The organism is Pseudomonas sp. B21-019 (genome assembly GCF_024749225.1).
Lineage (GTDB): Bacteria > Pseudomonadota > Gammaproteobacteria > Pseudomonadales > Pseudomonadaceae > Aquipseudomonas.
The window spans coordinates 2,150,300-2,171,628 of record NZ_CP087193.1 but is presented as its reverse complement, the minus strand read 5'-3'; the positions used below and the strand labels follow the sequence as shown (position 1 = coordinate 2,171,628).

General features: G+C 60.6%; 18 protein-coding genes and 1 pseudogene. 13 read left to right on the top strand and 6 right to left on the bottom strand.

Annotation, left to right across the window (positions count from 1 at the left end; genetic code table 11):
* Positions 1 to 89: 89 nt before the first annotated feature.
* Positions 90 to 656: a GNAT family N-acetyltransferase gene (locus LOY36_RS09705; RefSeq protein WP_258673063.1), complete on the top strand. Its 567-nt coding sequence runs from the start codon at positions 90 to 92 to the stop codon at positions 654 to 656.
* A 62-nt stretch (positions 657 to 718) separates the two neighbouring features.
* Here the strand turns inward: LOY36_RS09705 and LOY36_RS09700 are convergent, their stop codons facing one another.
* Positions 719 to 1,636 carry a universal stress protein gene (locus LOY36_RS09700; protein WP_192351359.1) on the bottom strand — a complete coding sequence of 306 codons (918 nt, stop codon included), beginning with the start codon at positions 1,634 to 1,636 and terminating at the stop codon, positions 719 to 721.
* A 107-nt stretch (positions 1,637 to 1,743) separates the two neighbouring features.
* Complete coding sequence (locus LOY36_RS09695) at positions 1,744 to 2,982, bottom strand: DUF4010 domain-containing protein (protein ID WP_019649447.1); 1,239 nt, start codon at positions 2,980 to 2,982, stop codon at positions 1,744 to 1,746.
* Between the two features lie 259 nt (positions 2,983 to 3,241).
* On the opposite strand from LOY36_RS09695, the gene LOY36_RS09690 reads away from it, so the two are divergent.
* Positions 3,242 to 4,162 (top strand): universal stress protein, encoded by a 921-nt coding sequence (locus tag LOY36_RS09690; RefSeq protein WP_258673062.1) that lies wholly within the window; start codon positions 3,242 to 3,244, stop codon positions 4,160 to 4,162.
* A gap of 186 nt (positions 4,163 to 4,348) precedes the next feature.
* Positions 4,349 to 5,716, top strand: a complete 1,368-nt coding sequence (locus LOY36_RS09685) for an erythromycin esterase family protein (RefSeq protein ID WP_258673061.1) — start codon at positions 4,349 to 4,351, stop codon at positions 5,714 to 5,716.
* A 34-nt stretch (positions 5,717 to 5,750) separates the two neighbouring features.
* On the opposite strand, the gene LOY36_RS09680 is transcribed toward LOY36_RS09685, so the two are convergent.
* Entirely contained in the window at positions 5,751 to 6,401 is a 651-nt protein-coding gene (locus tag LOY36_RS09680; protein WP_258673060.1) for a dienelactone hydrolase family protein, read from the bottom strand.
* The gene (locus LOY36_RS09675) at positions 6,394 to 7,098 is read right to left on the bottom strand and encodes a phosphoribosyltransferase (RefSeq protein WP_408981118.1); all 705 of its coding nucleotides are present in this window, start codon (positions 7,096 to 7,098) and stop codon (positions 6,394 to 6,396) included. Before LOY36_RS09675 ends, LOY36_RS09680 begins: the two co-directional genes overlap by 8 nt.
* A 187-nt stretch (positions 7,099 to 7,285) precedes the next feature.
* Between LOY36_RS09675 and LOY36_RS09670 the strand changes: the two are divergent.
* Positions 7,286 to 7,411, top strand: a pseudogene (locus LOY36_RS09670) (phosphoribosyltransferase); the annotation flags it as partial.
* Between the two features lie 13 nt (positions 7,412 to 7,424).
* Here the strand turns inward: LOY36_RS09670 and LOY36_RS09665 are convergent.
* Positions 7,425 to 8,009, bottom strand: a complete 585-nt coding sequence (locus tag LOY36_RS09665) for a Spy/CpxP family protein refolding chaperone (RefSeq protein ID WP_258673058.1) — start codon at positions 8,007 to 8,009, stop codon at positions 7,425 to 7,427.
* Between the two features lie 459 nt (positions 8,010 to 8,468).
* Between LOY36_RS09665 and LOY36_RS09660 the strand changes: the two genes are divergently transcribed.
* The 8 genes from LOY36_RS09660 to LOY36_RS09625 all read left to right on the top strand — a co-directional run bounded on the left by LOY36_RS09660 (position 8,469) and on the right by LOY36_RS09625 (position 19,191).
* Positions 8,469 to 9,326 carry a polysaccharide deacetylase family protein gene (locus LOY36_RS09660; protein ID WP_258673057.1) on the top strand — a complete coding sequence of 286 codons (858 nt, stop codon included), beginning with the start codon at positions 8,469 to 8,471 and terminating at the stop codon, positions 9,324 to 9,326.
* A complete protein-coding gene (locus LOY36_RS09655; RefSeq protein WP_258673056.1) occupies positions 9,323 to 10,594 on the top strand; it encodes a putative glycoside hydrolase in 1,272 nt (423 codons plus the stop codon). Before LOY36_RS09660 ends, LOY36_RS09655 begins: the two co-directional genes overlap by 4 nt.
* On the top strand, positions 10,546 to 12,924 hold the full coding sequence (locus LOY36_RS09650) for a serine hydrolase (protein WP_258673055.1): 2,379 nt from the start codon (positions 10,546 to 10,548) through the stop codon (positions 12,922 to 12,924). The genes LOY36_RS09655 and LOY36_RS09650 overlap by 49 nt, the downstream gene beginning before the upstream one ends.
* Positions 12,925 to 13,018: 94 nt before the next feature.
* Positions 13,019 to 14,845, top strand: coding sequence for an ATP-dependent zinc metalloprotease FtsH (gene ftsH, locus LOY36_RS09645; protein ID WP_258673054.1), 1,827 nt, complete (start codon positions 13,019 to 13,021; stop codon positions 14,843 to 14,845).
* Between the two features lie 55 nt (positions 14,846 to 14,900).
* Positions 14,901 to 15,326 (top strand): potassium channel family protein, encoded by a 426-nt coding sequence (locus LOY36_RS09640; protein ID WP_019649457.1) that lies wholly within the window; start codon positions 14,901 to 14,903, stop codon positions 15,324 to 15,326.
* 116 nt (positions 15,327 to 15,442) lie between these two features.
* Entirely contained in the window at positions 15,443 to 16,189 is a 747-nt protein-coding gene (gene fnr, locus LOY36_RS09635; RefSeq protein ID WP_258673053.1) for a fumarate/nitrate reduction transcriptional regulator Fnr, read from the top strand.
* Positions 16,190 to 16,223: 34 nt separating this feature from the next.
* On the top strand, positions 16,224 to 17,207 hold the full coding sequence (locus LOY36_RS09630; protein WP_258673051.1) for a zinc-dependent alcohol dehydrogenase family protein: 984 nt from the start codon (positions 16,224 to 16,226) through the stop codon (positions 17,205 to 17,207).
* Positions 17,208 to 17,376: 169 nt separating this feature from the next.
* Positions 17,377 to 19,191, top strand: coding sequence for a sensor histidine kinase (locus LOY36_RS09625; protein WP_258673050.1), 1,815 nt, complete (start codon positions 17,377 to 17,379; stop codon positions 19,189 to 19,191).
* Positions 19,192 to 19,343: 152 nt separating this feature from the next.
* Here the strand turns inward: LOY36_RS09625 and LOY36_RS09620 are convergent, their stop codons facing one another.
* Positions 19,344 to 20,162 (bottom strand): aldo/keto reductase, encoded by an 819-nt coding sequence (locus LOY36_RS09620; RefSeq protein WP_258673049.1) that lies wholly within the window; start codon positions 20,160 to 20,162, stop codon positions 19,344 to 19,346.
* A gap of 246 nt (positions 20,163 to 20,408) precedes the next feature.
* Between LOY36_RS09620 and LOY36_RS09615 the strand changes: the two genes are divergently transcribed.
* Positions 20,409 to 21,197, top strand: a complete 789-nt coding sequence (locus LOY36_RS09615; protein ID WP_258673048.1) for an alpha/beta hydrolase — start codon at positions 20,409 to 20,411, stop codon at positions 21,195 to 21,197.
* The last annotated feature ends 132 nt before the right edge of the window (positions 21,198 to 21,329 follow it).

The window sequence follows — 21,329 nt, the reverse complement described above, 5'->3', positions numbered from 1 at the left end:
GATTCAAGGGCTGCCAGTGGCGTAGAAAGGAATCAACCGCGTGATGGGTGAATACGCACCGACCTTTCAAACAAGATGGAGGATCATCCATGCTCACTGTCAAAGACCACAATGATCGGGCCGCGGCCGCCTATGCCGCAGTCACTGGAAAATACTGGATCGAAGCGCTCAAGGACGGGCGCCATGTGCTGATCCGGCCACTGCTGGAAAAGGACCGCGAACTTGAATACGCCTTCATCAAGCGCCTGTCGCCCGAGTCCCGGCACATGCGTTTCCTCGCACAGATCAACGAGCCCGGCGCCGCCATGCTCGATCAGTTGATGGACACCGATAACAAACAGCGCATGGCTTACATCGCGCTGGTTCACGAAAACGGCCAATTGATCGAAATCGGCATCAGCCGCTACGCCGCCACGTCGGAACATGAGTGTGAGTGCGCGGTGACAGTCGCCGATGAATGGCAGCATCTGGGCCTCGGCACCGCCTTGATGGAGCATCTGATCAAGGCCGCCCGCAGAAACGGTTTTCAGCAGATGTATTCGATCGACGCGGCAAGCAATACCTCCATGCGCGACCTGGCCAAAGCCTTGGGTTTCGAGAGGCACAATGACCCCAACGACAGCCGTCAGGTCATCCATCGTCTGTATATGTCATAAAGGCCGATTGCCCCACGACGTACCGGCCAACGGTCCGCCGTGGGGCAAGTCTACGTTCAGGGTTACAACGACCTGTCGGGTTTGATCGCCAGCACACTGCAAGGGGCCCGGTGCAAGAGCTGTTCGGCAGTGGTCCCCAATAGCTTGTTCAACCCCGAGTGCTGCACCGTCCCCATCACAATGACATCGGTGTGATGGTCCTCGGCGAACTTGCAAATACTCGGCACTGGCGCACCTTCGATGAAGTGCCGACGCTGCGACGGCACGCCGTGACGCTCGGCCAGCGCCGTGAACGCCTGGTGTTGCGCCGTGCCCATGGCTTCGTAAAGACCGGAGGCCAACGGGAGTGCGCCAACGCCCATGTCCAGGGCATACACGGCTGTCCAGTCATACGCATGCACCAACTCGATCTGCGCCTCACACTGTTCAGCCAGCTTGGTGGCGGCGTCGATAATCTGGTCATTGAATACCAGGTCCTGCTCTTCGCTGCGCAGCACATCGACGATGGCCAGCACGTTACGTGGCCGCGCGTTCCGGGCGTTGGTCACCAGATGCACCGGCACCGGGCAATCGCGCAACAACTGCCAGTCCAGCGGGGTGAAAAACACCCGTTTCAACGCCGACTCTTCCTGGGCGTCCTTGATGATCAGACTCAGCGACATCTCGTTGACGAATTGCAGGATTTCCTCGTAAGGGTGCTGCACCCACACCACCTCGCTGGTGACCTCGACGCCGTGTTTGCTTATCAAATGGGCTTGCTCGGCAAGCCATTGCCGATGGGTTTGCAAATAGCCTTCCCGGGCCTGGGCAATTTGCTCGGGGGCGAACAGGCCGGCGACGGCCAAGGCCTGCAAGTAATCGAATGCCACGATGTGCAGCGGCGATTGCATCGCGCGGGCCAACGCGGCGGCCCGGTCGAACGCAGGAGTACGGGTCATGGAATGGGGGGCGATCAACAGTAAGCGCTGAGTCTGCGACATGGGACACCTCGGCACGCGGCCATCTCGATGCAATGAGTAGAAGCCTAGAGTGATCGCGGCAGATTCAGGCGACTTGATCTTTGTCAGCTACAGCGCTCGGATGCCCGTTAATGCAGCAACATGCCCACCCACATCGCCAACGTCAGCAAGACCTGGCCGGGAATGACATACGCGGCGAACCGTCGCCCACCGCTGATCCAGGCCACCAGGCATTTGCTCAGGGAGTTACTGCTCACGGCAACCAGCGTGGGCCCGGCAATGGCGTCGAACGGCAACAGCCCGGCCTTGGCCAGGGCGCCAATGGACGCCGTCGAAGAATGGGCATCGGCGAAACCGGTGAGCGTCGTCGTGACCATCACGCCCACTTCGCCAAAGTGATTGAGCACCATCGAAGACACAAAGGTAACGCCGGTCATGGTCAGTGCGATGACCAACGCCAGCTTGAGGTTGAACGCACCGCCGACCTTGACCGGCTGATTGTCGCCACTCGCAGGTTTGGGCAACATCAGGCTCAAGCCATACAGCGCCGTGGCGGCGGCACCCAACAACAGCGGCCCCCACATGTAGCGCAATAGACCGATGTCGACCGCCCCCAGGATCAGGCCGACCTGAATGATGGTCGCCAGGTTGGACAGCATCGCTGCCGCACTCAAGACTTTGATGTTGCCTGGCTCCTTGGCGACAAGGTGCCCCATCGCGGCGATGGTCGCGATGCTGGAAGCAAACCCGGAGGCGATGGCGCTGACCACATAGCCGTAACGGGCACCCAGGGTACGAACGGCAATATGCCCGACCGCCCCGACGGCCATCAGCAACACCGTCAGGGTGCAAATGGTGCGCAGATTGATGGCGGCATAGGGGCCGATAAAGCGATCCGGCGCCAATGGCAACACCACCAGGGCCGCGACCAACAGCACCAGACCGTCGCGCATCTCCCCTTCAGTCAATTGGCTGCGCGCAAAATGATGCAGTTTTTGGCGATACGTCAGCAGCCCCGCCACCACCACGCCAATGGCGATGGCCAGTTCGGGCGCGCTGTTACACAACGCCCCCAGTGCCAATACCGTGAATAACGCCACTTCACTGGTGACACCAGGGTCAGTGCCCAGGCTTCGCCAGTAAGCCACAGTGACCAGCAAGGCCACCGAAACCGCCATGATGCCCACCAGCAAACCACCACCGATTTGCATCGCCACATAACCCAGCAATGCGGTGATCGCGAACGTACGCAATCCGGCACAGGCGCGACTGTCCCCACGCCCCTTGTGCCGTTCACGTTCAAGGCCGACGAGCATGCCGATCCCCAGCGCAGCTGCCGCCCCTGCCAGGCCCAAGGTTTCGTTCATGTGATTCCTGTCCGGGTAAGCCACAACCCCAAGACTGCACCGGCATGACGCAGGAGAGATTGATAGTGGTCAATGTTTTATAGATGGACCTGGCGCCCCCCGCCACACGTCGGGCCGCAAGCTGGATCACTCGCCAGATTGATAAAGATCAATCCCGCCCCCCCGGTCATCGGCAGGATAAAAGCCAGAGAACCACTGCCCAAACGCAGCGGTGCCAGTGAGTACAGGAATATCTACGATTATTGACGGGAGTTTGGTCATGTCTGAGCAATCACGCTTCATGCTGGTCGTCTCGCCCCTCATGGAAAACAGCCCCGCGTTCGACCGCGCCGCTGCGTTGGCCAAGGCCTCGGGCGCGGCCCTGCATATCGTCGCCTTCGATTACCTGCAAGGGCTGGCAACGGCGAGCATGGTCAACGAACAAGCGCTGGAGGAGATGCGGCTGGGGTATGTCGAGCGCCATCGGCAATGGCTCGAAGAACAGGCCCGCCCCTTGCGTAAAATCGGCGTGCCCGTCACCACGGAGGTGATCTGGGTTGAACGACCTTTGCAGGAAATCCTCATTCATCTCAAAGAACAGCCGATGGCGGTACTGATCAAGGCACTGGAATACGAGTCGCTGCTGTCACGGATCATGTTCACGCCCCTGGATATTCATTTGCTGCGCGAATGCCCGGTACCGCTGCATTTTGTCAGCCACGTGAAGCACGCGCTGCCGCGCAAAATCGTCGCCGCGGTCGATCCCTTCCATAGCAATACCCAGTACAAGGATTTCAACGACAGGATTTTGCGCGAGGCCTCAAAACTGGCCAGCAGCTGTAACGCCCAGCTCGACGTAATCTACGCCCACGACCTTTCATCCCTCAGTGCGGACGAGTTCGATTTCGACAGTAGCTCAGCGCTGTTTGCCCCAGGCAAGGCCAAGACGTTATTCGATGCCCAGGCCGATGCCTTCCGCGAACTGGCCGAGCGCAATGGTATTGCGCCAGAGCAGCAGCACATGATCATGGGCAACCCGACCAAGGTTCTTACCCAATACGCCGATGCCTACGACATCGACGTACTTGTCATGGGCCGGGTCGGCCACCGGGGCGTGGGCCGACTGGTGGGCAGCACGGTGGAGCATCTGCTGTACAAAATGCCGTGCAGTGTCTGGGTGGTTTCACCTGAGGAACTGTAGAGAGCTATTTCGTGCCGATCAAAGCCGAGTGACCGCTGGCCCGGCCCTTTGTCGGGAAGCCGGCAGGGGGCTTTTTTTTGAGAGGGAGCGGATCAAAAATGTGTAAGTCAGCACGGCCTCTGGCCGTCGACATGACACTACGCAGCACTGCACGTCGACCAACCCGCCTTTATGGGGATGACGTTCATGAACACACCTTCCCAAAACATGCTGAACCAGCTGTATGGCTCGCATACCCACATTGACGAGGCCTCCATCGTCCCGCTCTTGCGCCAATACGCCGAACCCCTGCCGGAACTGAATTCACCGGCCTTTGGCGAAATGTTCGACCGCTTCGCCGATGCGCGCGTGGTGATGATCGGTGAAGCCAGCCATGGCACCAGTGATTTCTATCGGACCCGGGCGGCGATTACCCAACGGCTGATCGAGCAACACGGATTCAATATCGTGGCCGTTGAAGCAGACTGGCCGGACGCGAGTCATGTAGACCGTTATGCCCGGGGGCTGGCGCGCTCGGCCTGGGCACGACACATTTTCAGCCGGTTCCCGACCTGGATGTGGCGCAACACCGATGTGAGAGCGTTCACCCATTGGCTGCATCAGTACAACCACCAACACGCGCCTGAACAGCGCGTCGAGTTTCGCGGTCTGGACGTTTACAGTTTGCGCAACTCCATCCATGAGGTGCTGAGCTATCTGGACCGTGTCGACCCGCAACTGGCACACGAAGCACGGCGTCGCTATGGCTGTTTGACCCCGTGGCAGGATGATCCTGCGCTGTACGGCCACTTCGTCGAACGCGACGGCATAATGCCCTGCGAGCATGCGGTGGTCGAACAGCTCAATGCCATGCTGACCGAGCAACTGGCCGGGGATATCAAGGACGATGAAGCGTTCTTCGATGCGACCCAGAACGCCCGGGTCATCCTGGCGGCGGAACAATATTACCGAGCGATTTATCGAGGTTCGACGGCCTCCTGGAACCTGCGCGACAGGCACATGTTCGACACCTTACGTGCGTTGCTCGAACACCGCGGTCCGCAAGCCAAGGCCGTGGTGTGGGCGCACAACTCCCATATCGGCAATGCGGCCGCGACGGAGATGGGTTGGAAAGGTCAGTTCAATATCGGTCAACTGTGCCGCAATGCCTATGGGCGCGATGTGGTTCTGATCGGCATGAGCACCGACCGTGGCCAGGTGGCCGCGGCCGACGACTGGGATTGCGAGATGCTCATCAAGGACATCCGGCCGTCCCGGCCAGACAGTTGGGAGCGCAAGTTCCTCGACGCCGGCGTCCCGGCTTCATTGACCGACTGGCGGGATCCACAGCGAAAAGAGCTGCGCCGGGCCCTGTCCAAACCGCTGCTGGAGCGAGCCATCGGTGTGATCTATCGACCCGCAAGCGAGCGCAGCAGCCACTACTTCGAGTCAGTGCTGACCGAACAATTCGACGCCATGGTCTGGATTGAACAGACGCAACCGCTAACAGCGTTGCCCCTGCCAAAAAGCCAGGCGCTGGAACCGGAAGACGAAACCTTTCCATTCGGCATATGACAGGTGTCAGACGGCGGTTGTCTGCGTGGGATGACTACCGTCGCAAATACTGCTCGAACCAGTCGCCAGCCAGTCTGGCGACTTCTTCGAGGGTTCCTGCTTCTTCAAAAAGATGTGTCGCGCCCGCCACCACTTCCAGACGTTGCTCGCACTGCAGGGCGCGACTGCTTTGCACATTGAGATTGAGCACCACCGGGTCCCGCTCACCGACAATCTGCAAGGTCGGGGCCTTCACGCGAGACAGCGCCGCACCCGCAAGATCGGTCCGCCCTCCCCGGCTCACCACCGCATGCACCACGTCCGCCCGCTCGGCCGCTGCCATTAGCGCCGCCGCAGCACCGGTGCTTGCGCCGAACAATCCGATCGGTAGCGGTTGCAGTTCGGCGTCCCGACCCATCCAGTCGATCACCTCCACCAGTCGGCTGGTCAGCAGCGCAATATTGAAACGCAATTCCCGGGTCTGGTTGTCCAGGTATTGCTCCGGCTCCGTGAGCAGATCGAACAGCAACGTGCCCAATCCCCGCTGAGCCAGAGACAGCGCAACGTATTGATTACGCGGGCTTGAACGACCACTGCCGCTGCCATGAACGAACACCACCAGACCACCAGCGTGCACCGGCAGACGCAGATCGGCAGACAGCTCCACGTCCCCCAGGTCGAGCTTTCGATAGCGAAGCTCAAACATCGGAATCCTCCTGACCGGAAACACGCGTACCGGACTCTCTGCGCCAGGCCCGTTGCAAACGATCCATGACTTCTTCATCCGAGGTCTGGGAAAAATTCATGTACCAATTGCCGATCGACATCAGCCACTCGGGGGTGAGCGGGCAGATCACCTCATCGACTTCGCCATACATCGCCGCTACCGTCTCGGGTGGAGCCACCGGCACGGCGACGACAATACGCGACGGTGCTTGCAGGCGCGCCGCCTGTATCGCCGCCATCATCGAGGCGCCGGTCGCCAGGCCATCGTCGACCAGAATCACCACCTGATCCTTGAGCGCCACGGGGGCACGCGAGCCCCGGTACAGGCGCTCGCGACGCAACAGCTCCTGGGTTTCCCGTGCCACCACGTTATCGAGCGTGCGCTGATCGATACGGTTCGCCCGCAGCGTATCGTCATTGACGATCTGGATACCGCCACTGGCAATCGCGCCCATGGCGAACTCCTGATGGAATGGCACCCCGAGCTTGCGGACCAGCATCAGGTCCAGGCGAACCTCCAGGGCCGTGGCAATTTCATAGGCAACCGGCACGCCGCCACGGGGCAAGGCGAGAACGATGACATCCGGTCGATGAGCGTATTTGAGCAGCGGCTCCACCAGCCTTCGACCGGCATCAACCCGGTCGCGCAGGAGGGTTTGCGTTGAGGGACTATGAATCACTTGAAAACCTCCCCAGGCGAGCACACCTGTCGGTTCGTATCACACAGCCATGAGCTCTCCAGACCGCAGGAGCGCTGCAAGGCATCTGAATACTGCAAATGTTCGCGTCCTTACCGGATCAAGCATCTCGCCATAGTTGATCAATATCAATCGGGTTGGGGATGGATGGGTTACGTTACCGACATTGGACAGCGGCTCTCGACGGGAGATTGCCATGCCGACTTTACTTGCGAGCCCGCGATTGCGCTTGTACGACAGCGATGAACTCGACTCGGTGCTGCAGGCAATGGCGCGCCAGGCCGCGACACTACAATGAGTACCGCTCACTGTTTACTTTTTTCGTCCTGGTCGCCTTCCATCATTCGTGGTCTGAACATGTGCATCGGCATCTGCCAACGGTCATTGCCGTAAAGCCGGTGATGCACCACCGTCCAGAACAGATCGAAAATGGTTTTCTGCTCAGCATCCAAAACCTCGTAGAAAGTTTTGGTACGCACCAGCGCAGCATCCATGCGCTCCAGATGCGCCTCCATCCACTTGGTTTGTGTGCGCAAACGCTCTATCTCTCTGGCCATTCTTTCGGGGGTCGTTTCATTCATCGGCGCCCTCTTCGTGCCCGCCCTTTCATCACGTTCGACCTTGGCCTTTTCCTGATGCTGATTGGCGTCCGCCATGACCCCCGTGGCCCATGTATCCCAGGCAGCCATTTGCTCCGGCTTGAGATTGAGCTTGCCCTTGAGATCGTCCAGGGTCTGTTGCGTGTATTTGACCCAATCGAAATCCTGAAAATGATGATACATGCCACCTTGCGCAGACATCGGCGGGTTGGCAAAGACGCTGGAGGATGGCACCAGCAACATGCTTGCCGCCATCAACATGCATTGGCCAATCAGGCTTGATTTGTTCATTTGAGTTCATCTCGATACCGTGGGTTGATTCGAGAATAGGAGTCGGCCTGGGGGCGTATCTGATCCACATCAGAAAACAGGCAGACCGTCGGGCAAGTGGATAAACGGTCGAGCTGCCCCCGTAATTGGAAAAGCAGCCAGCAATCGTTATCGGCGGTGCTAATCCAGCGGATCACTGGCTCCTTCCGGGGGACGGGTACCGGGGCGGGGGGCCCAAGATCGTCTTATCGATGTTCATGGGGGGCATACCTCAAAAGAGTGTCATATCCTTTATAAAGTCATCCGCCCACGAGGGCTTGCTGTTGATCTAAATCAAATCAAGGCACAACCGGCCTCCCGTTTTGTCTGACGACTCGCCCCCCTCGGAGCGGACCACATTGCGCGAAATTGATCTGCATCAGATAGACGATGAACGCTCAATACACACTGCAAGCGTCTGGCTCGCGCAGGAGCGCTGACATGTGCGGGAAAATCATGGTGTGTATCGGTGGGGGTGTCGCGTTCCGGCTGCTGATCCGCATCATGCTGACAAGCGTCTGCGCACTGGCCTGGAGCACGGGCGGCGCCGCACAGAGCGCCGCACAGAACGTCGAACCACGCGTCACGATCCTCGTTTACCACCGTTTCTCGGACACGGCGGACGACTCGATGACCGTGCGCATGAGCACCTTCGAAACCCAGTTGCGCGTCCTGCGCGAGCACGGTTATCACATTGTGTCGCTGCGCGAGGTGGTCGACTGGCTGCGCAATCCCGACGCGACATTAGCGTCGAAGCCGGTGGCGATCACCGTCGACGACGGGCATCGTTCGGTCTTCGACAAACTGCTGCCCGTCATCCAGCGCGAGCGTTTTCCGGTGACCCTGTTTATCTATCCATCGGCCATCTCCAATGCGTCCTATGCGCTGACTTGGGAGCAGTTGCGAACCCTGAAGCAGACCGGGCTCTTCGACATCCAGTCGCATACGTACTGGCATCCCAATTTCAACGTCGAACGCAGGCACCGCACGCCGGCGGACTTCCAGCAATTCGTCCGAACCCAACTGCAAAAATCACGTCAACGCATCGAGTCGCAAACCGGTGTGCAGCAGGTCGACATGCTCGCGTGGCCGTTCGGTATCTATGACGACGAGTTGATCGCACTCGCCTCCGACGAGGGTTACGCAGTGGCCTTCACACTAGACGCGCGCAAGGCCGACCGGCACGCGCGACTGCTCGCCCTGCCGCGCTTTCTGATGAGTGATGCCTACGGCGCGCACGCGTTCGCGCAGTTGCTCGGTGAACCGGACACTCAGCCGACCGCGGGGAACCCGCGATGACCTTCATCCGCGCATTGAGGCGCTATGCGATCCCGGCGCTGCTTGTCGTCACTGCCCTGCTGACCGGGCAAGGCGCACTGGCCCTCACCGGTGTCGTGCTCGATTCGAGCACGCAGAACCCGCTTGCCGACGCGATCATCACGACCTCTGCCGGCGTGATGCGTACCGACGAAAACGGGCGGTTCGAGACGGCCGAGGCGGTCGAGAGTGTCGCCGCCCGCGCCCCTGGGTATTTGCGCACCGAGGCCAAAGTGAGTGACGAAACGCCCGTGACGCTCGCATTGACCCCGTTTCGCCCCAAAGCGGTCTATCTGTCGGTGTTCGGCGTGACCAGTTCGACCCTGCGCAACAACGCTGTCAGCCTTGCTGAAAACACCGAGATCAATGCATTGGTGATCGACGTCAAGGGTGACCGTGGCCTGACGCCCTATCGCAGTGCGGCGCGCGAGGCGATCGGCGCAACGGCCCACTTGACCACACGGGCACCTCAGATGCGCGACTTTCCGGCGCTGCTCGCCAAGCTGCGCGCGCAACACCCGTACCTGATCGCGCGCATCGTGGTGTTCAAGGACGATCCTTTCGCCAGCGCGCATCCAGAGTGGAGCGTGCACACCGCTGACGGCCAGCCGTGGCAGGATCTCGAAAAACTGCAATGGATGGATCCGTTTTCGCACGAGGTCTGGCAGCACAATCTCGATATCGCCGAGGAGGCCGCGCAGATGGGTTTCGACGAGATCCAGTTCGACTATGTGCGTTTTCCCGACAAGAGCGGGCTACGCTTTGCCCTCCCCAACAACCGCGCCAACCGGACCGCGGCGATCATCGGCTTTCTGCAGGCCGCACGCGCACGACTCGCGCCCTACAATGTATTCGTCTCTGCAGACATCTTCGGCTACGTCTGCTGGAACCTCGACGATACGGCGATCGGCCAGCAAATCGAACTGCTGGGCGCGGAGCTCGACTACATCTCGCCAATGTTGTACCCGTCCGGTTTCACATGGGGGCTGCCGGGCTTTACCAACCCGACAGCCGACCCCGGCCAGATTGTCAGGCGTACCCTGGCGGAGGCGATGAAGCGCACCCACCTGCCGGGCGTGCGCTTTCGTCCCTGGTTGCAGGCCTTTCGCGACTATGCCTTCGACCGTCGCCCGTTTGACGAGGCCGCGATCAGTGCGCAGGTTCACGCCGCCGACGACGCCGACACCGATGGATGGATGTTATGGAACCCACGCAATCACTACGAAGCCGCCGATCTGCCACAGCGCTGAAGCGCTGGGCGATGCTGCTTGGCCTGGCGATGGCGGCGCACATTGCATGCGCCGCCGATCTCGATGCGACGACGCGCCTGCAAGCCGCACAGATCGTCGAGGGCCAGATCGCCGCCGGGCGCGTTCCGGGGGCGGTTGTCCTGATCGGTGACTCCACGCAGGTGTTCTATCGCCAGGCCTTTGGACAACGCACAACGACGCCCCCCCGCGAGCCGATGACGCTGGACACCGAGTTCGATCTGGCATCGCTGACCAAAGTCATCGCGACGACCACGGCCATCCTGCAACTGGCCGAAACGGGCCGCATCAACCTGGACGCACCCGTTGCACGGTATTGGCCTGCCTTTGGGTCGCACGGCAAAGAAGCGGTGAAGGTGCGTGACCTGCTTACGCACACGTCCGGGCTGCGGCCAGGTTTGCCTGGGCGGCCACCCCGTGCGGGCCGCAAAGGTGTGTTGAGTGCCATCGCGGCGCAGCAGCTGCGCAACGCGCCGGGTGCCCAAGTCATTTACAGTGACCTGAATTTCGTGGTGCTCGGCGAGCTGGTCGAACGCATCACCCACAGCCCGCTCGACGCCTATTGCCAGGCTCACATCTTCGGGCCGCTGGGCATGCGCGATACGGTTTTTCTGCCGGATACCCTGCGAGCGATACGCAGCGCACCGACACTCGCCACCAAGACTGGCACGCTCCGGGGGCGCGTACACGATCCGACGGCGCAATGGATGGACGGTGTATCCGGTAACGCCGGGCTGTTTTCCACGGCGGACGACCTTGCGCGTTTCGCGCAGATGGTGCTGAACCAGGGGCGCGCAGGCAGCCGGCAGATCCTGCGGCCAGCGAGCATCGCCGCCCTCACGAGCGCCGCCTCGCCGCTCGACAGCGTGCCGTGGCGCGGCCTCGGCTGGGAACTGGCCGCACCGTTCGTATCGAACCATGATCGTCTGCCGCCGATTGGCGTCATCGGCCATACCGGATACACCGGCACGGGGCTGTGGATTGATCTGGTGACCCGCCAATTCATCGTCATCCTGAGCAACCGGGTGTATCCCGATGACCGCGGTGACGCTCGCCCGCTTCGTGCGCAATTGCTCGCATTGATGGCCAGTCGCGGGGCGCCTGCAAGCGGCGCGCAAATCGGCCGGTTGCTGCCCTCAGCGGTGCCGGCGCTGCGGGCCGCCGATCGCCTGCCCACCTCGACAGGCCCGGTGCAGACAGGTATTGACGTGCTTGAGGCACAGCAGTTTGCCCCGCTCGCCGGCCTGCGCGTGGGCTTGATCACCAATCGCAGCGGATTCGACGCCAAAGGCCGACGCACCGTCGACGTCCTCGCCCATGCGCCAGGCGTCAGACTGGTGGCGCTGTTTTCGCCCGAGCATGGGCTGAACATCGACGTGGACGAACGAGTCGGCGACACCCGCGACCCGGCGACGGGCCTCACCGTGCACAGTCTCTACGGCGCAACGAAACGTTTCCCAGCCGGTTCGCTCAAAGGGCTGGATGCGCTGATCTTCGACATTCAGGATGCCGGCGTGCGCTTCTTCACCTATGAGACGACACTCGGCTACGCACTCGAAGCCGCCGCGGCGCAAGGCATTGCGCTGTTCGTGCTGGACCGGCCCGACCCGCTCGGCGCACAACGTTTCGGCGGCCCGGTGATGGACAGTCGCCGCGAATCGTTTACCGGCTATTTCCCTGCACCGCTACGGCCCGGCATGACCGTCGGCGAGCTGGCGAGTCTATTCAACCGCAACAAGCACATTGGTGCGGATCTGCGCGTGGTGCCGATGCAGGGATACCGGCGCGCGATGACCTTTGCCGACACCGGGTTGGGATGGGTGCCGCTCTCGCCAAACCTGCGCACGCTCTCCCAGCTGGACCTGTACCCGGATATCGGTTTGCTCGAAGGCGCGAATCTGAGTGTGGGCCGCGGCACACCGCACCCGTTCGAGTGGGTCGGCGCGCCGTGGATCGACGCGACCCGGCTCGCAACCGCGCTGAATGCGTTTGACGTCGGCGCGCATTTCGAGCCGGTCGACTTCGTCCCCACCGAATCAAACTGGCATGGTCGGCTCTGTCATGGTGTGAGCATCACCCGCCTCTCAACGCCTGCGCAACGTCCTGTAGCCAGCCTGGGCCTGGCCCTGCTCGCCACCTTGCACACGCTCTATCCCCACGTACTCGACCTGGCGGCGACCCGTGATTCGATCGGTTCGCAAAGCGTGTGGCAGGCGATTCACGACGGCGCGACACCTGACGCGGCGCAGGCGCTCGACGCAGTGCCGCTTGCGCGCTTCGCGCGGCTACGGCAGGAGAACTTGCTGTATTGACCCTCTGCGCGAGGGAGAAGCTGAAGCAGTCTATCTTTATTAAACGGGTTGGCCGTTGTCTTACCGATACGCGTTCCCACTCTGAGCCAAGGCCATGAAAAAGAACGACCAGTGGAACCTGTCCTACTTGGCGATCGCATTTATCGTGATGGGCCTCATGCAGGTTTTCTTTGTCGAGCGCCAGGCTGTGCAGCCCCTCCCCTACAGCCAGTTCATGCAATTGTTGAACGAGCAAAAAGTCAGTGACTTGCAGATCGACAAGGACCGGATCAGCGGCAAATTGGTGGAGCCCATCGACGGACGCGACCGTTTCTCCACGGTGCGGGTCGATCCGTCGCTGGCGACCGAACTCTCCCAATCGGGCGTCGGCTTTACCGGGGTCAACGAAAACACCTTTATGAACAGCCTGTTGGGCTGGTTGTTGCCGTTCATAATGATCATGGTGTTCTGGCATTTCCTGTTTCGCGGGATGGCGGACAAACAAGGCCTTGGCGGGTTGATGAATGTCGGCAAGTCGCGGGCCAGGATCTTTGTCGAACGCGACACCGGAGTGACCTTCGCCGATGTCGCGGGCATCGACGAAGCCAAGGCCGAACTGGTGGAAATCGTCTCGTTCCTCAAGGACAAGGCCCGATACGCACGCCTGGGCGCGCACATTCCCAAGGGCACTTTGCTGGTCGGCCCGCCAGGCACCGGCAAGACCCTGGTGGCCAAAGCCATCGCCGGTGAAGCCGGTGTGCCGTTTTTCTCGATTTCGGGGTCCGAATTTGTCGAAATGTTCGTCGGGGTCGGTGCGGCCCGGGTCCGCGACCTGTTCGAACAGGCACGCCAGGCGTCGCCCTGCATCATCTTCATCGATGAACTCGACGCGCTGGGCAAGATGCGTGGCGTCGGCGTGTTAGGCGGCAATGACGAGAAAGAACAGACCCTCAACCAGTTACTGGCCGAGCTGGACGGCTTCGATCCGCGTGAGGGCGTGGTATTGCTGGCTGCGACCAACCGGCCGGAGGTCCTTGATCCGGCGCTGTTGCGCGCCGGGCGCTTCGACCGGCAGATTCTGATCGACCGCCCCGATCGCACCGGCCGGGAAGCGATCCTCAAGGTTCACCTCAAGAAAATCACCGTGGAACCAGGGCTCGATGGCGCACGTATCGCCGAAATCACCACTGGTTTCACCGGCGCCGACTTGGCCAACCTGGTGAACGAAGCGGCCATCGTCGCCACCCGTCGCGGCGCCGAGGCGGTCAGCCTGAACGACTTCACCGCCGCGGTGGAACGCCTTATCGCGGGGCTTGAACGCAAGAGCAGCCTGCTCGATGCCGACGAACGCCGGGTGGTGGCCTATCACGAGATGGGGCATGCCCTGGCCGCGAGCAGCCTGCCGGCCATGGACCCGGTGCATAAAGTCTCGATCGTGCCCCGGGCCATCGGCTCGCTGGGCTATACCTTGCAGCGACCGACCGAGGATCATTTCCTGATCAGTTGCCAGACACTCAAGGACCGGATTGTCGTGCTGATGGCCGGACGCGCCGCCGAGGACCTTGTCTACGGCCAGATCTCCACCGGGGCCGCCGACGATCTGGGCCGCGCGACCGATATCGCCCGGCAACTGATCACCCGCTTCGGCATGAGCCCCGAGCTCGGGCAGTCGGTGCTGGAAAAGCAAACCCCAACGTACCTGGGAGATCGCATGGCCACGATGGGCGAAAAGGATTATTCGGAACAGACAGCCCGGGAAATCGACCTGGGTATTCGCGCCCTGCTCGATGAAGCCTACCAACGGGCCAAGGCGCTGCTCCAGAGTCGTCGAGCCGACCTGGACGAGGGCGCCCGCCTGTTGCTGGAAAAGGAAACCCTCACGCCCGAGGAGTTCCCGCCGCTGATGCCATTCAAGCCCACCCCGGCATTACCTGCACCGTGACGCACCGATCAATCGCCCGCAGACGGCGCCCTGCCCCCATCGCTGAAGGATCATCATGTTCGCAGTCACGCTGATCAATACGTTGGTGGTGGTCATCACGGTGGTGATCCACTACGAATGCCTGCTGCGTCTGAACGATTGGCTGCCCAGGCTCAAACTCTGGAGCCGCTTCCGGATCGTCGTCGGGGTATTCGGCGCGATGGTGGCTCATGCGGTAGAGGTCTGGTGTTTCGCGCTGGTCTATTACCTGCTGATCCGCTCCGGTGAATGGGGCAGCCTGAGCGGCAATTTCGATGGTTCGTTCATGGACTGCGTGTACTTTTCCTTCACCACATTCACGACCATCGGTTTCGGCGACATTTCACCCATGGGTAACCTCAAATACCTGACCGGGTTGGAGGCACTGACGGGGCTGGTGCTGATTTCCTGGACCGCTTCGTTCCTGTTTCTGGAGATGCAGAAATACTGGAAGAGCAAGTAACGCCCGCGTCTCAACAGGGGCAAGCCTTTTCCCGCTCATCGATTGAGCCTGTAAACACCCGATTGAAACGGTGATCCGAACTATGCTCTAAGCTCCTGTTACAGGGGCTTTTCGCAATGCCTGAAACCCGGCCATATCAACATCATTATCTGAAAGCTGCGTGTTCCAATTGCAGCGTTCTGGAGTTGTGTCTGCCGATTGGCTTGACCAGCCACGAAGTCGAACGGCTGGATACCCTGATCATTCAGCGCGTAAAGGTTAAAAAAGGTGCGGCCCTGTACCGGGCCGGCGATCCGTTGCGCTCGCTCTACGCGGTACGGATCGGCTCATTCAAGACCAGCATGCTGTCGGTCGACGGTCGCGAGCAGGTCACCGGGTTTCAGATCCCCGGCGAGATGCTCGGTCTGGACGCTATCAGCGACGATCATCACACCTGCAGTGCCTTTGCCCTGGAGGACAGCGAAGTCTGTCCCTTCAACTTCGCCCAACTGGAGAAACTCGCCCTGGAGCTGCCCTCGTTGCAGCACAACATGAACAAGATCCTGAGCCGGGAAATCGTCCGTGAGCACAACCTGCTGATGATGATGGGCAACATGAACTCCGATGAACGCCTGGCCGCCTTCCTGCTGAACCTGTCGCAACGGCTGAGCATTCGGGGGTACTCGTCCCGAGACTTTGTACTGAAGATGCGTCGCGAAGAGATCGGCTCCTACCTGGGCCTGCGTCTGGAAACCATTTGTCGGGGCATCGCTCATCTGCGGGACTCGGAACTGGTCGAGATTTCCGGGCGTAACGTCAAGGTGCTGGATCTGGACGGGCTCAAGCAACTGGTCGCCGGCTGCCACCGGGAATCCCCCCTGTAACGCCTTGCGGTGCATCGGCTTTTGGAGAATCGTCATGCGCGCCATGGTTCTGCATGCCCCCGGCCAGCCGCTGCAACGCGAAGAGCGTCCCGTGCCGCAGCCCGGCGCGCAGCAACTGTTGATCAAGGTGTTGGCCTGTGGCGTGTGCCGCACCGACCTGCATTTGGTGGACGGTGAACTGCCGCAAGCAGTGCTGCCGCGGGTGCCGGGCCATGAAATCGTCGGTGAAGTGACAGCGGTGGGTGGCGACGTTGCACCCGACTGGGTCGGCAAGCGCGTCGGCGTTCCCTGGCTTGGCTGGACGTGCGGTGAGTGCACGTTTTGCTGCTCGGGCCGGGAAAACCTCTGCGACCGGGCACAGTTCACCGGCTGTCATCGGGATGGCGGTTATGCCGACTATACGGTTGCCGATGCCCACTTCTGTTTCCCCCTCCCGGACGCGCTCTCGGCCACCGAAGCCGCACCGCTGCTGTGTGCCGGGCTGATCGGCTTTCGTGCCTTGCAAATGGCCAAAGGCGCACGCCACCTGGGCCTCTATGGCTTCGGCGCGGCGGCGCATCTGGCGATTCAGGTGGCGCGGGGCCGGGGACAGCAGGTGTACGCCTTCACTCGACCAGGCGACAGCGAGGGCCAGGCCTATGCCCGGACTCTGGGAGCCGTGTGGGCAGGCCCTTCGGATCAGCCGCCACCACACCCGCTCGACGCCAGCCTGATCTTCGCCCCTGTCGGTGCACTGGTGCCACTGGCGCTGGAAGCCACCGTCAAGGGCGGTTGTGTGATTTGCGCCGGCATCCACATGAGCGACATCCCCGGTTTCCCTTATCGACTGCTGTGGGGCGAACGCAGCGTCCGCTCGGTGGCGAACCTGACCCGCGAAGATGGCACGGCGTTTTTTGCAGAGCTGCGCCATACGCCCGTGCACAGCGACGTCACCTGTTTTGCCCTGGACGATGCCAATCAGGCGCTGGCCAGCCTGCGGGCCGGTCAGGTCAAAGGGGCGATCGTGCTCGTCCCCTGACGCTCGCCCCAGCCGTGCGGTGTTTTTTCCGGCACCGTCCACCAACAACGCTAGGCTTACGGATGACGTGGCGATGACTCGTCATTTTGCAGGGAGCGCAAAAAATGGAATTAATTGACCATTGGCAGCCTCTCTCTCAGTACAGCCTGTATCAGGGAGGAATGCCGCCATGCAGATTTCTAATCATTACAAATGGTCTGCCTTGGCAGCCATTGCACTGACCCTCTTCAGCGTACTGATATTTTTGCTGATCAAATCCTACACGTACGACACATCGACCTACTTCGAGTCGCGCGACTTCGTTCGTCAACTCAAGCAATACGATGCCAATTGGAACGTGAAGCTCCTGCGAGCCAAAATCGGCATGAACAACAACCTGTTGCTGGTGGCGCCGCCTGAAGCGGAAGAGCGCTGGCAACAGCTCGATAGCCTCAACGCTGTCGGCCCGCTCCCGACCCTTTGGCAAACCCGACGCCAGGGTTATCTGGAGGCGGTAGAAAACAAAGCCCGGTTGGTTGAGCAATTCAAACAGCACAACACGGCCTTGCGAACAGCATTCGAGGCCCTGCCTACGCTGGAAGATGCCATTCGGGTGTTGCAGGAAGATTCCAACGACAAACTCTCGTCGGTGGATGCCCGGGCGGCCTCAGTGGTGTTCGACCTTACCTTGGACACCCTTGAATACGCCCTCTATGTCAGCAGCGAACGGGCCGAAGAAATCTCCGGGCATCTGGAATATCTGAATGAGTACATCAATCAACTGCCGCCTGAACGGCGCCCGACTTTCACTGCACTTGTAGACGCTGTGAATGCCATTGTTCGAGAGCAGCCCATTGTCAATGACCTGGTTGATCGCATCAGTGTCATTCCGGTTGCACAGCAACTGGACAGCATCAACGAGTTATTGAACGAGACACAACGGCGCACAGCCGCGACAGATCGCCAATACCACCTCTACCTGGGGATCTGCGCCGGCATCATGGCGCTACTGTTGCTGTACCTGGCGGCCCGTCTGATTCGCAGTTATGCGCTGATCAACAAGATGAACAACCAATTGCAGACAGCGAACGAGCGGCTGGAGCAACGCGTCGAGGAACGCACCCGCGAACTGTTGGAAGCCGAGCGCGAGCTGATCGACGCCGCGCGGATGGCCGGTATGGCAGAGATCGCGACCAACGTGCTGCACAACGTCGGTAATGTGTTGAATAGCGTTAATGTCTCCGCGGAGTTGATCACCCGCAAATTGTCGACCAGCAAAACCCTCGGCCTGGGCAAAGCGGTAAAAATGATCAATGAACATGCCGAAGACCTGGGGCAGTTCATGACGCACGATGAAAAAGGCAAACTGCTGCCCCTTTACTTCAATCAACTGGTCGATTCCATCGCGACCGAGCAATCGAGCATCGTTGACGAGCTGGCGCAACTCACCAAGAGCATCGATCACATCAAGGATATCGTCGCCACCCAACAGGCCTATGCCGGCGCCGCCAGGCTGGTCGAGCCGTTGAATGTCGTCGATCTGTTCGAGGATGCGTTACGCATGAATTCCGGCGCCTTGAGTCGGCACCATGTCACGGTCATTAAAGACTACCAGGCCACACCGACCATCATCGGCGACAAACACCGACTGCTGTTGATCCTGATCAACCTGATCAGCAATGCCAAATATGCGATGTCCGAGGTGAGCAATCATGAGCGCCGTATGACGCTGGGTGTCCGGATTATCGACAACGCAACGCTGCGCTTCAGCGTCGAGGACCAAGGTGAAGGGATCGCTGCCGAGAATATGACTCGCATCTTCAATCACGGCTTTACCACGCGCAAGGAAGGTCATGGTTTTGGCCTGCACAGTTGCGCACTCGCGGCGGTGGAAATGAACGGGCACCTTCGCGTCCATAGCGATGGACCCGGCCAGGGAGCGATTTTTACCCTGGAAATTCCGCTGGAGATGGCGCAAGTAATGCCAGCCGCCGTAAGCCTGTAGCAGCTGTCGAGCCTGCGAGGCTGCGTTCGGCGGCGAAGCCGTCGTCAAACCAGAGCTTGCGGTGCATCAGGCAGACCGCGTCAGTCGGACTCACGACTGCTGCGCAGCCGAACGCAGCCTCGCGCTGCTCGGCAGCTGCTACAAGGTAGCCGTCAACCCACCAGCGCAATCAATTGCTGGCGCTGTGCATCCGTGAGCATCGGTCCTCTACCTGCACCGGCGTTTTCCGTCATGTAGCGCGGGTTGCCGGTGCCGGGGATGACGCAGGTCACCGCCGGATGAGCCAGCAGGAACTTGAGCGCCAGTTGCGCCCAGCTGTTGATCCCCACTTGCGCAGCCCATCCCGGTAACGGTTTGCCTTTCAATCGAGCGATCAGGCCGCCACCACCGAAGGGCCGATTGCAGATCACCGCCACACCGCGCTCACGACACAGCGGCAGGATTCGCTTCTCGACAGCGCGGTCGTCCAGGGCATAGTTGATCTGCAAAAAATCCATCGGCTCGGCTTTCAACACCGCCTCCACTTCGTCGTAGGCCGACGCCGTGTAATGGCTGATGCCGATGTAGCGGATGCGCCCTTCTGCCTTCCATTGACGCAAGGTCGGCAAATGGGTTTTCCAGTCCAGCAGGTTGTGAATCTGCATCAGGTCGATCCGGTCGGTCTGCAACAGTTTGAACGACTGCTCCATCTGCGCGATGCCTTCTTCGCGGCCACGGGTCCAGACCTTGGTGGCCAGGAAGGCCGGTGAGCGAGGGCGATGGATCGACAACAGCTCACCGGTGGTCTGCTCGGCGCGACCGTACATGGGCGAACTGTCGATCACCTTTCCACCCTTCTCGAACAACGCGCTGAGCACCGCCTGCAGTTGCTTGTAAGCGGCATCGGCAGGCGTGACATCAAAACCGCGATAAGTACCCAAGCCGACGATGGGCAACGGCTCGTTGCTGGAAGGAATGGCTCGGGTCAGCATGTTCTTGCCTCCGTGTGGCGAGGGGGCTTGCCCCCGTTCGGCTGCGCAGCAGTCGTAAAACCATTGCATGTGGTGTACCGCGATTGCAGGTTTTGGGGCCGCTTCGCGACCCAACGGGGGCGAGCCCCCTCGCCACAGGTGCTCGCACCTACACGGGCATTGGGCGGCGCTTCTGCACAGCTGAAATTGCTGGACTACACTCTGGCGACGCTCCAGCAATAGCTGTCTCAAGGCCCGAAGCAGTCCATGCCGTCCACTAAACTTAGCCGAATGTCGCGAACCCTGGTGTCTCTCTTCGCTTTCATTGCCGTTGCATACCTGCTGCTCTGCATCGCGCTGTTCGTGTTTCAACGGGCCCTCATCTACTACCCGCAACCTCGCACCATCGACACACCCGAATCGCTGCTTGCCTTGTCAGTCGCCGACGCGCAGGTGCTGGTGACCGTCAGGCCGCACGACGGGCCGAAGGCGTTGATCTACTTTGGTGGCAATGCCGAGGACGTTTCCCGCAGCCTGCCCGGGTTTTCGCAGGCGTTTGCAGATCATGCGATCTACTTGCTGCATTACCGAGGCTACGGTGGCAGTACCGGGTCGCCGTCCGAGGAGGCGATTCAGCGTGACGCCATGACCTTGTTCGACTATGTCTACAATAGCCATCCCGATATTGCAGTGATCGGACGCAGCCTGGGCTCAGGCGTTGCCGTGCGCCTGGCCAGCCAGCGCCCGGCGTCGCGGCTGATCCTGATCACGCCCTACAACAGCCTTGAAGACCTCGCCGCCCGCCAGTTTCCCTGGTTCCCGGTGAAATGGCTGTTGCAGGACAAGTTCGAGTCCTGGAAATACGCCGCTCACATCACCGTTCCGACGCTGTTGGTTGCAGCCGAGCACGACGAAGTCATACCACGCGCAAGCACAGACCAGCTCTACACCCATTTCGCCAAAGGCGTGGCCACGCTGCAGGTCATACCGGACACGGGCCACAACTCGATTTCCGAGAGCCCCAACTACCTGCAAATGCTGGGCACCGCGTTGTGAGCGCCCTCACACCAGCACGCGTTTAAGCAAGCGGTCAGAAAAACGAAGTAATTACTTAACGTTTTTTTTACAATCCAACTGGCAGGGTATACGGCTGCCATTTCTGCGGCTCATGATGTGCACTGCACAGAA

What these genes read in the sequence shown, in the direction of transcription:
- LOY36_RS09625 (WP_258673050.1), top strand. Translation starts at nt 17,377, where the DNA reads ATGCAGATTTCTAATCATTACAAATGGTCTGCCTTGGCAGCCATTGCA.
- LOY36_RS09620 (WP_258673049.1), bottom strand. Translation starts at nt 20,162, where the DNA reads ATGCTGACCCGAGCCATTCCTTCCAGCAACGAGCCGTTGCCCATCGTC.
- fnr (WP_258673053.1), top strand. Translation starts at nt 15,443, where the DNA reads ATGCCTGAAACCCGGCCATATCAACATCATTATCTGAAAGCTGCGTGT.
- LOY36_RS09660 (WP_258673057.1), top strand. Translation starts at nt 8,469, where the DNA reads ATGTGCGGGAAAATCATGGTGTGTATCGGTGGGGGTGTCGCGTTCCGG.
- LOY36_RS09700 (WP_192351359.1), bottom strand. Translation starts at nt 1,636, where the DNA reads ATGTCGCAGACTCAGCGCTTACTGTTGATCGCCCCCCATTCCATGACC.
- LOY36_RS09685 (WP_258673061.1), top strand. Translation starts at nt 4,349, where the DNA reads ATGAACACACCTTCCCAAAACATGCTGAACCAGCTGTATGGCTCGCAT.
- LOY36_RS09690 (WP_258673062.1), top strand. Translation starts at nt 3,242, where the DNA reads ATGTCTGAGCAATCACGCTTCATGCTGGTCGTCTCGCCCCTCATGGAA.
- LOY36_RS09615 (WP_258673048.1), top strand. Translation starts at nt 20,409, where the DNA reads ATGCCGTCCACTAAACTTAGCCGAATGTCGCGAACCCTGGTGTCTCTC.
- LOY36_RS09640 (WP_019649457.1), top strand. Translation starts at nt 14,901, where the DNA reads ATGTTCGCAGTCACGCTGATCAATACGTTGGTGGTGGTCATCACGGTG.
- LOY36_RS09680 (WP_258673060.1), bottom strand. Translation starts at nt 6,401, where the DNA reads ATGTTTGAGCTTCGCTATCGAAAGCTCGACCTGGGGGACGTGGAGCTG.
- LOY36_RS09705 (WP_258673063.1), top strand. Translation starts at nt 90, where the DNA reads ATGCTCACTGTCAAAGACCACAATGATCGGGCCGCGGCCGCCTATGCC.
- LOY36_RS09695 (WP_019649447.1), bottom strand. Translation starts at nt 2,982, where the DNA reads ATGAACGAAACCTTGGGCCTGGCAGGGGCGGCAGCTGCGCTGGGGATC.
- LOY36_RS09630 (WP_258673051.1), top strand. Translation starts at nt 16,224, where the DNA reads ATGCGCGCCATGGTTCTGCATGCCCCCGGCCAGCCGCTGCAACGCGAA.
- ftsH (WP_258673054.1), top strand. Translation starts at nt 13,019, where the DNA reads ATGAAAAAGAACGACCAGTGGAACCTGTCCTACTTGGCGATCGCATTT.
- LOY36_RS09665 (WP_258673058.1), bottom strand. Translation starts at nt 8,009, where the DNA reads ATGAACAAATCAAGCCTGATTGGCCAATGCATGTTGATGGCGGCAAGC.
- LOY36_RS09655 (WP_258673056.1), top strand. Translation starts at nt 9,323, where the DNA reads ATGACCTTCATCCGCGCATTGAGGCGCTATGCGATCCCGGCGCTGCTT.
- LOY36_RS09650 (WP_258673055.1), top strand. Translation starts at nt 10,546, where the DNA reads ATGGAACCCACGCAATCACTACGAAGCCGCCGATCTGCCACAGCGCTG.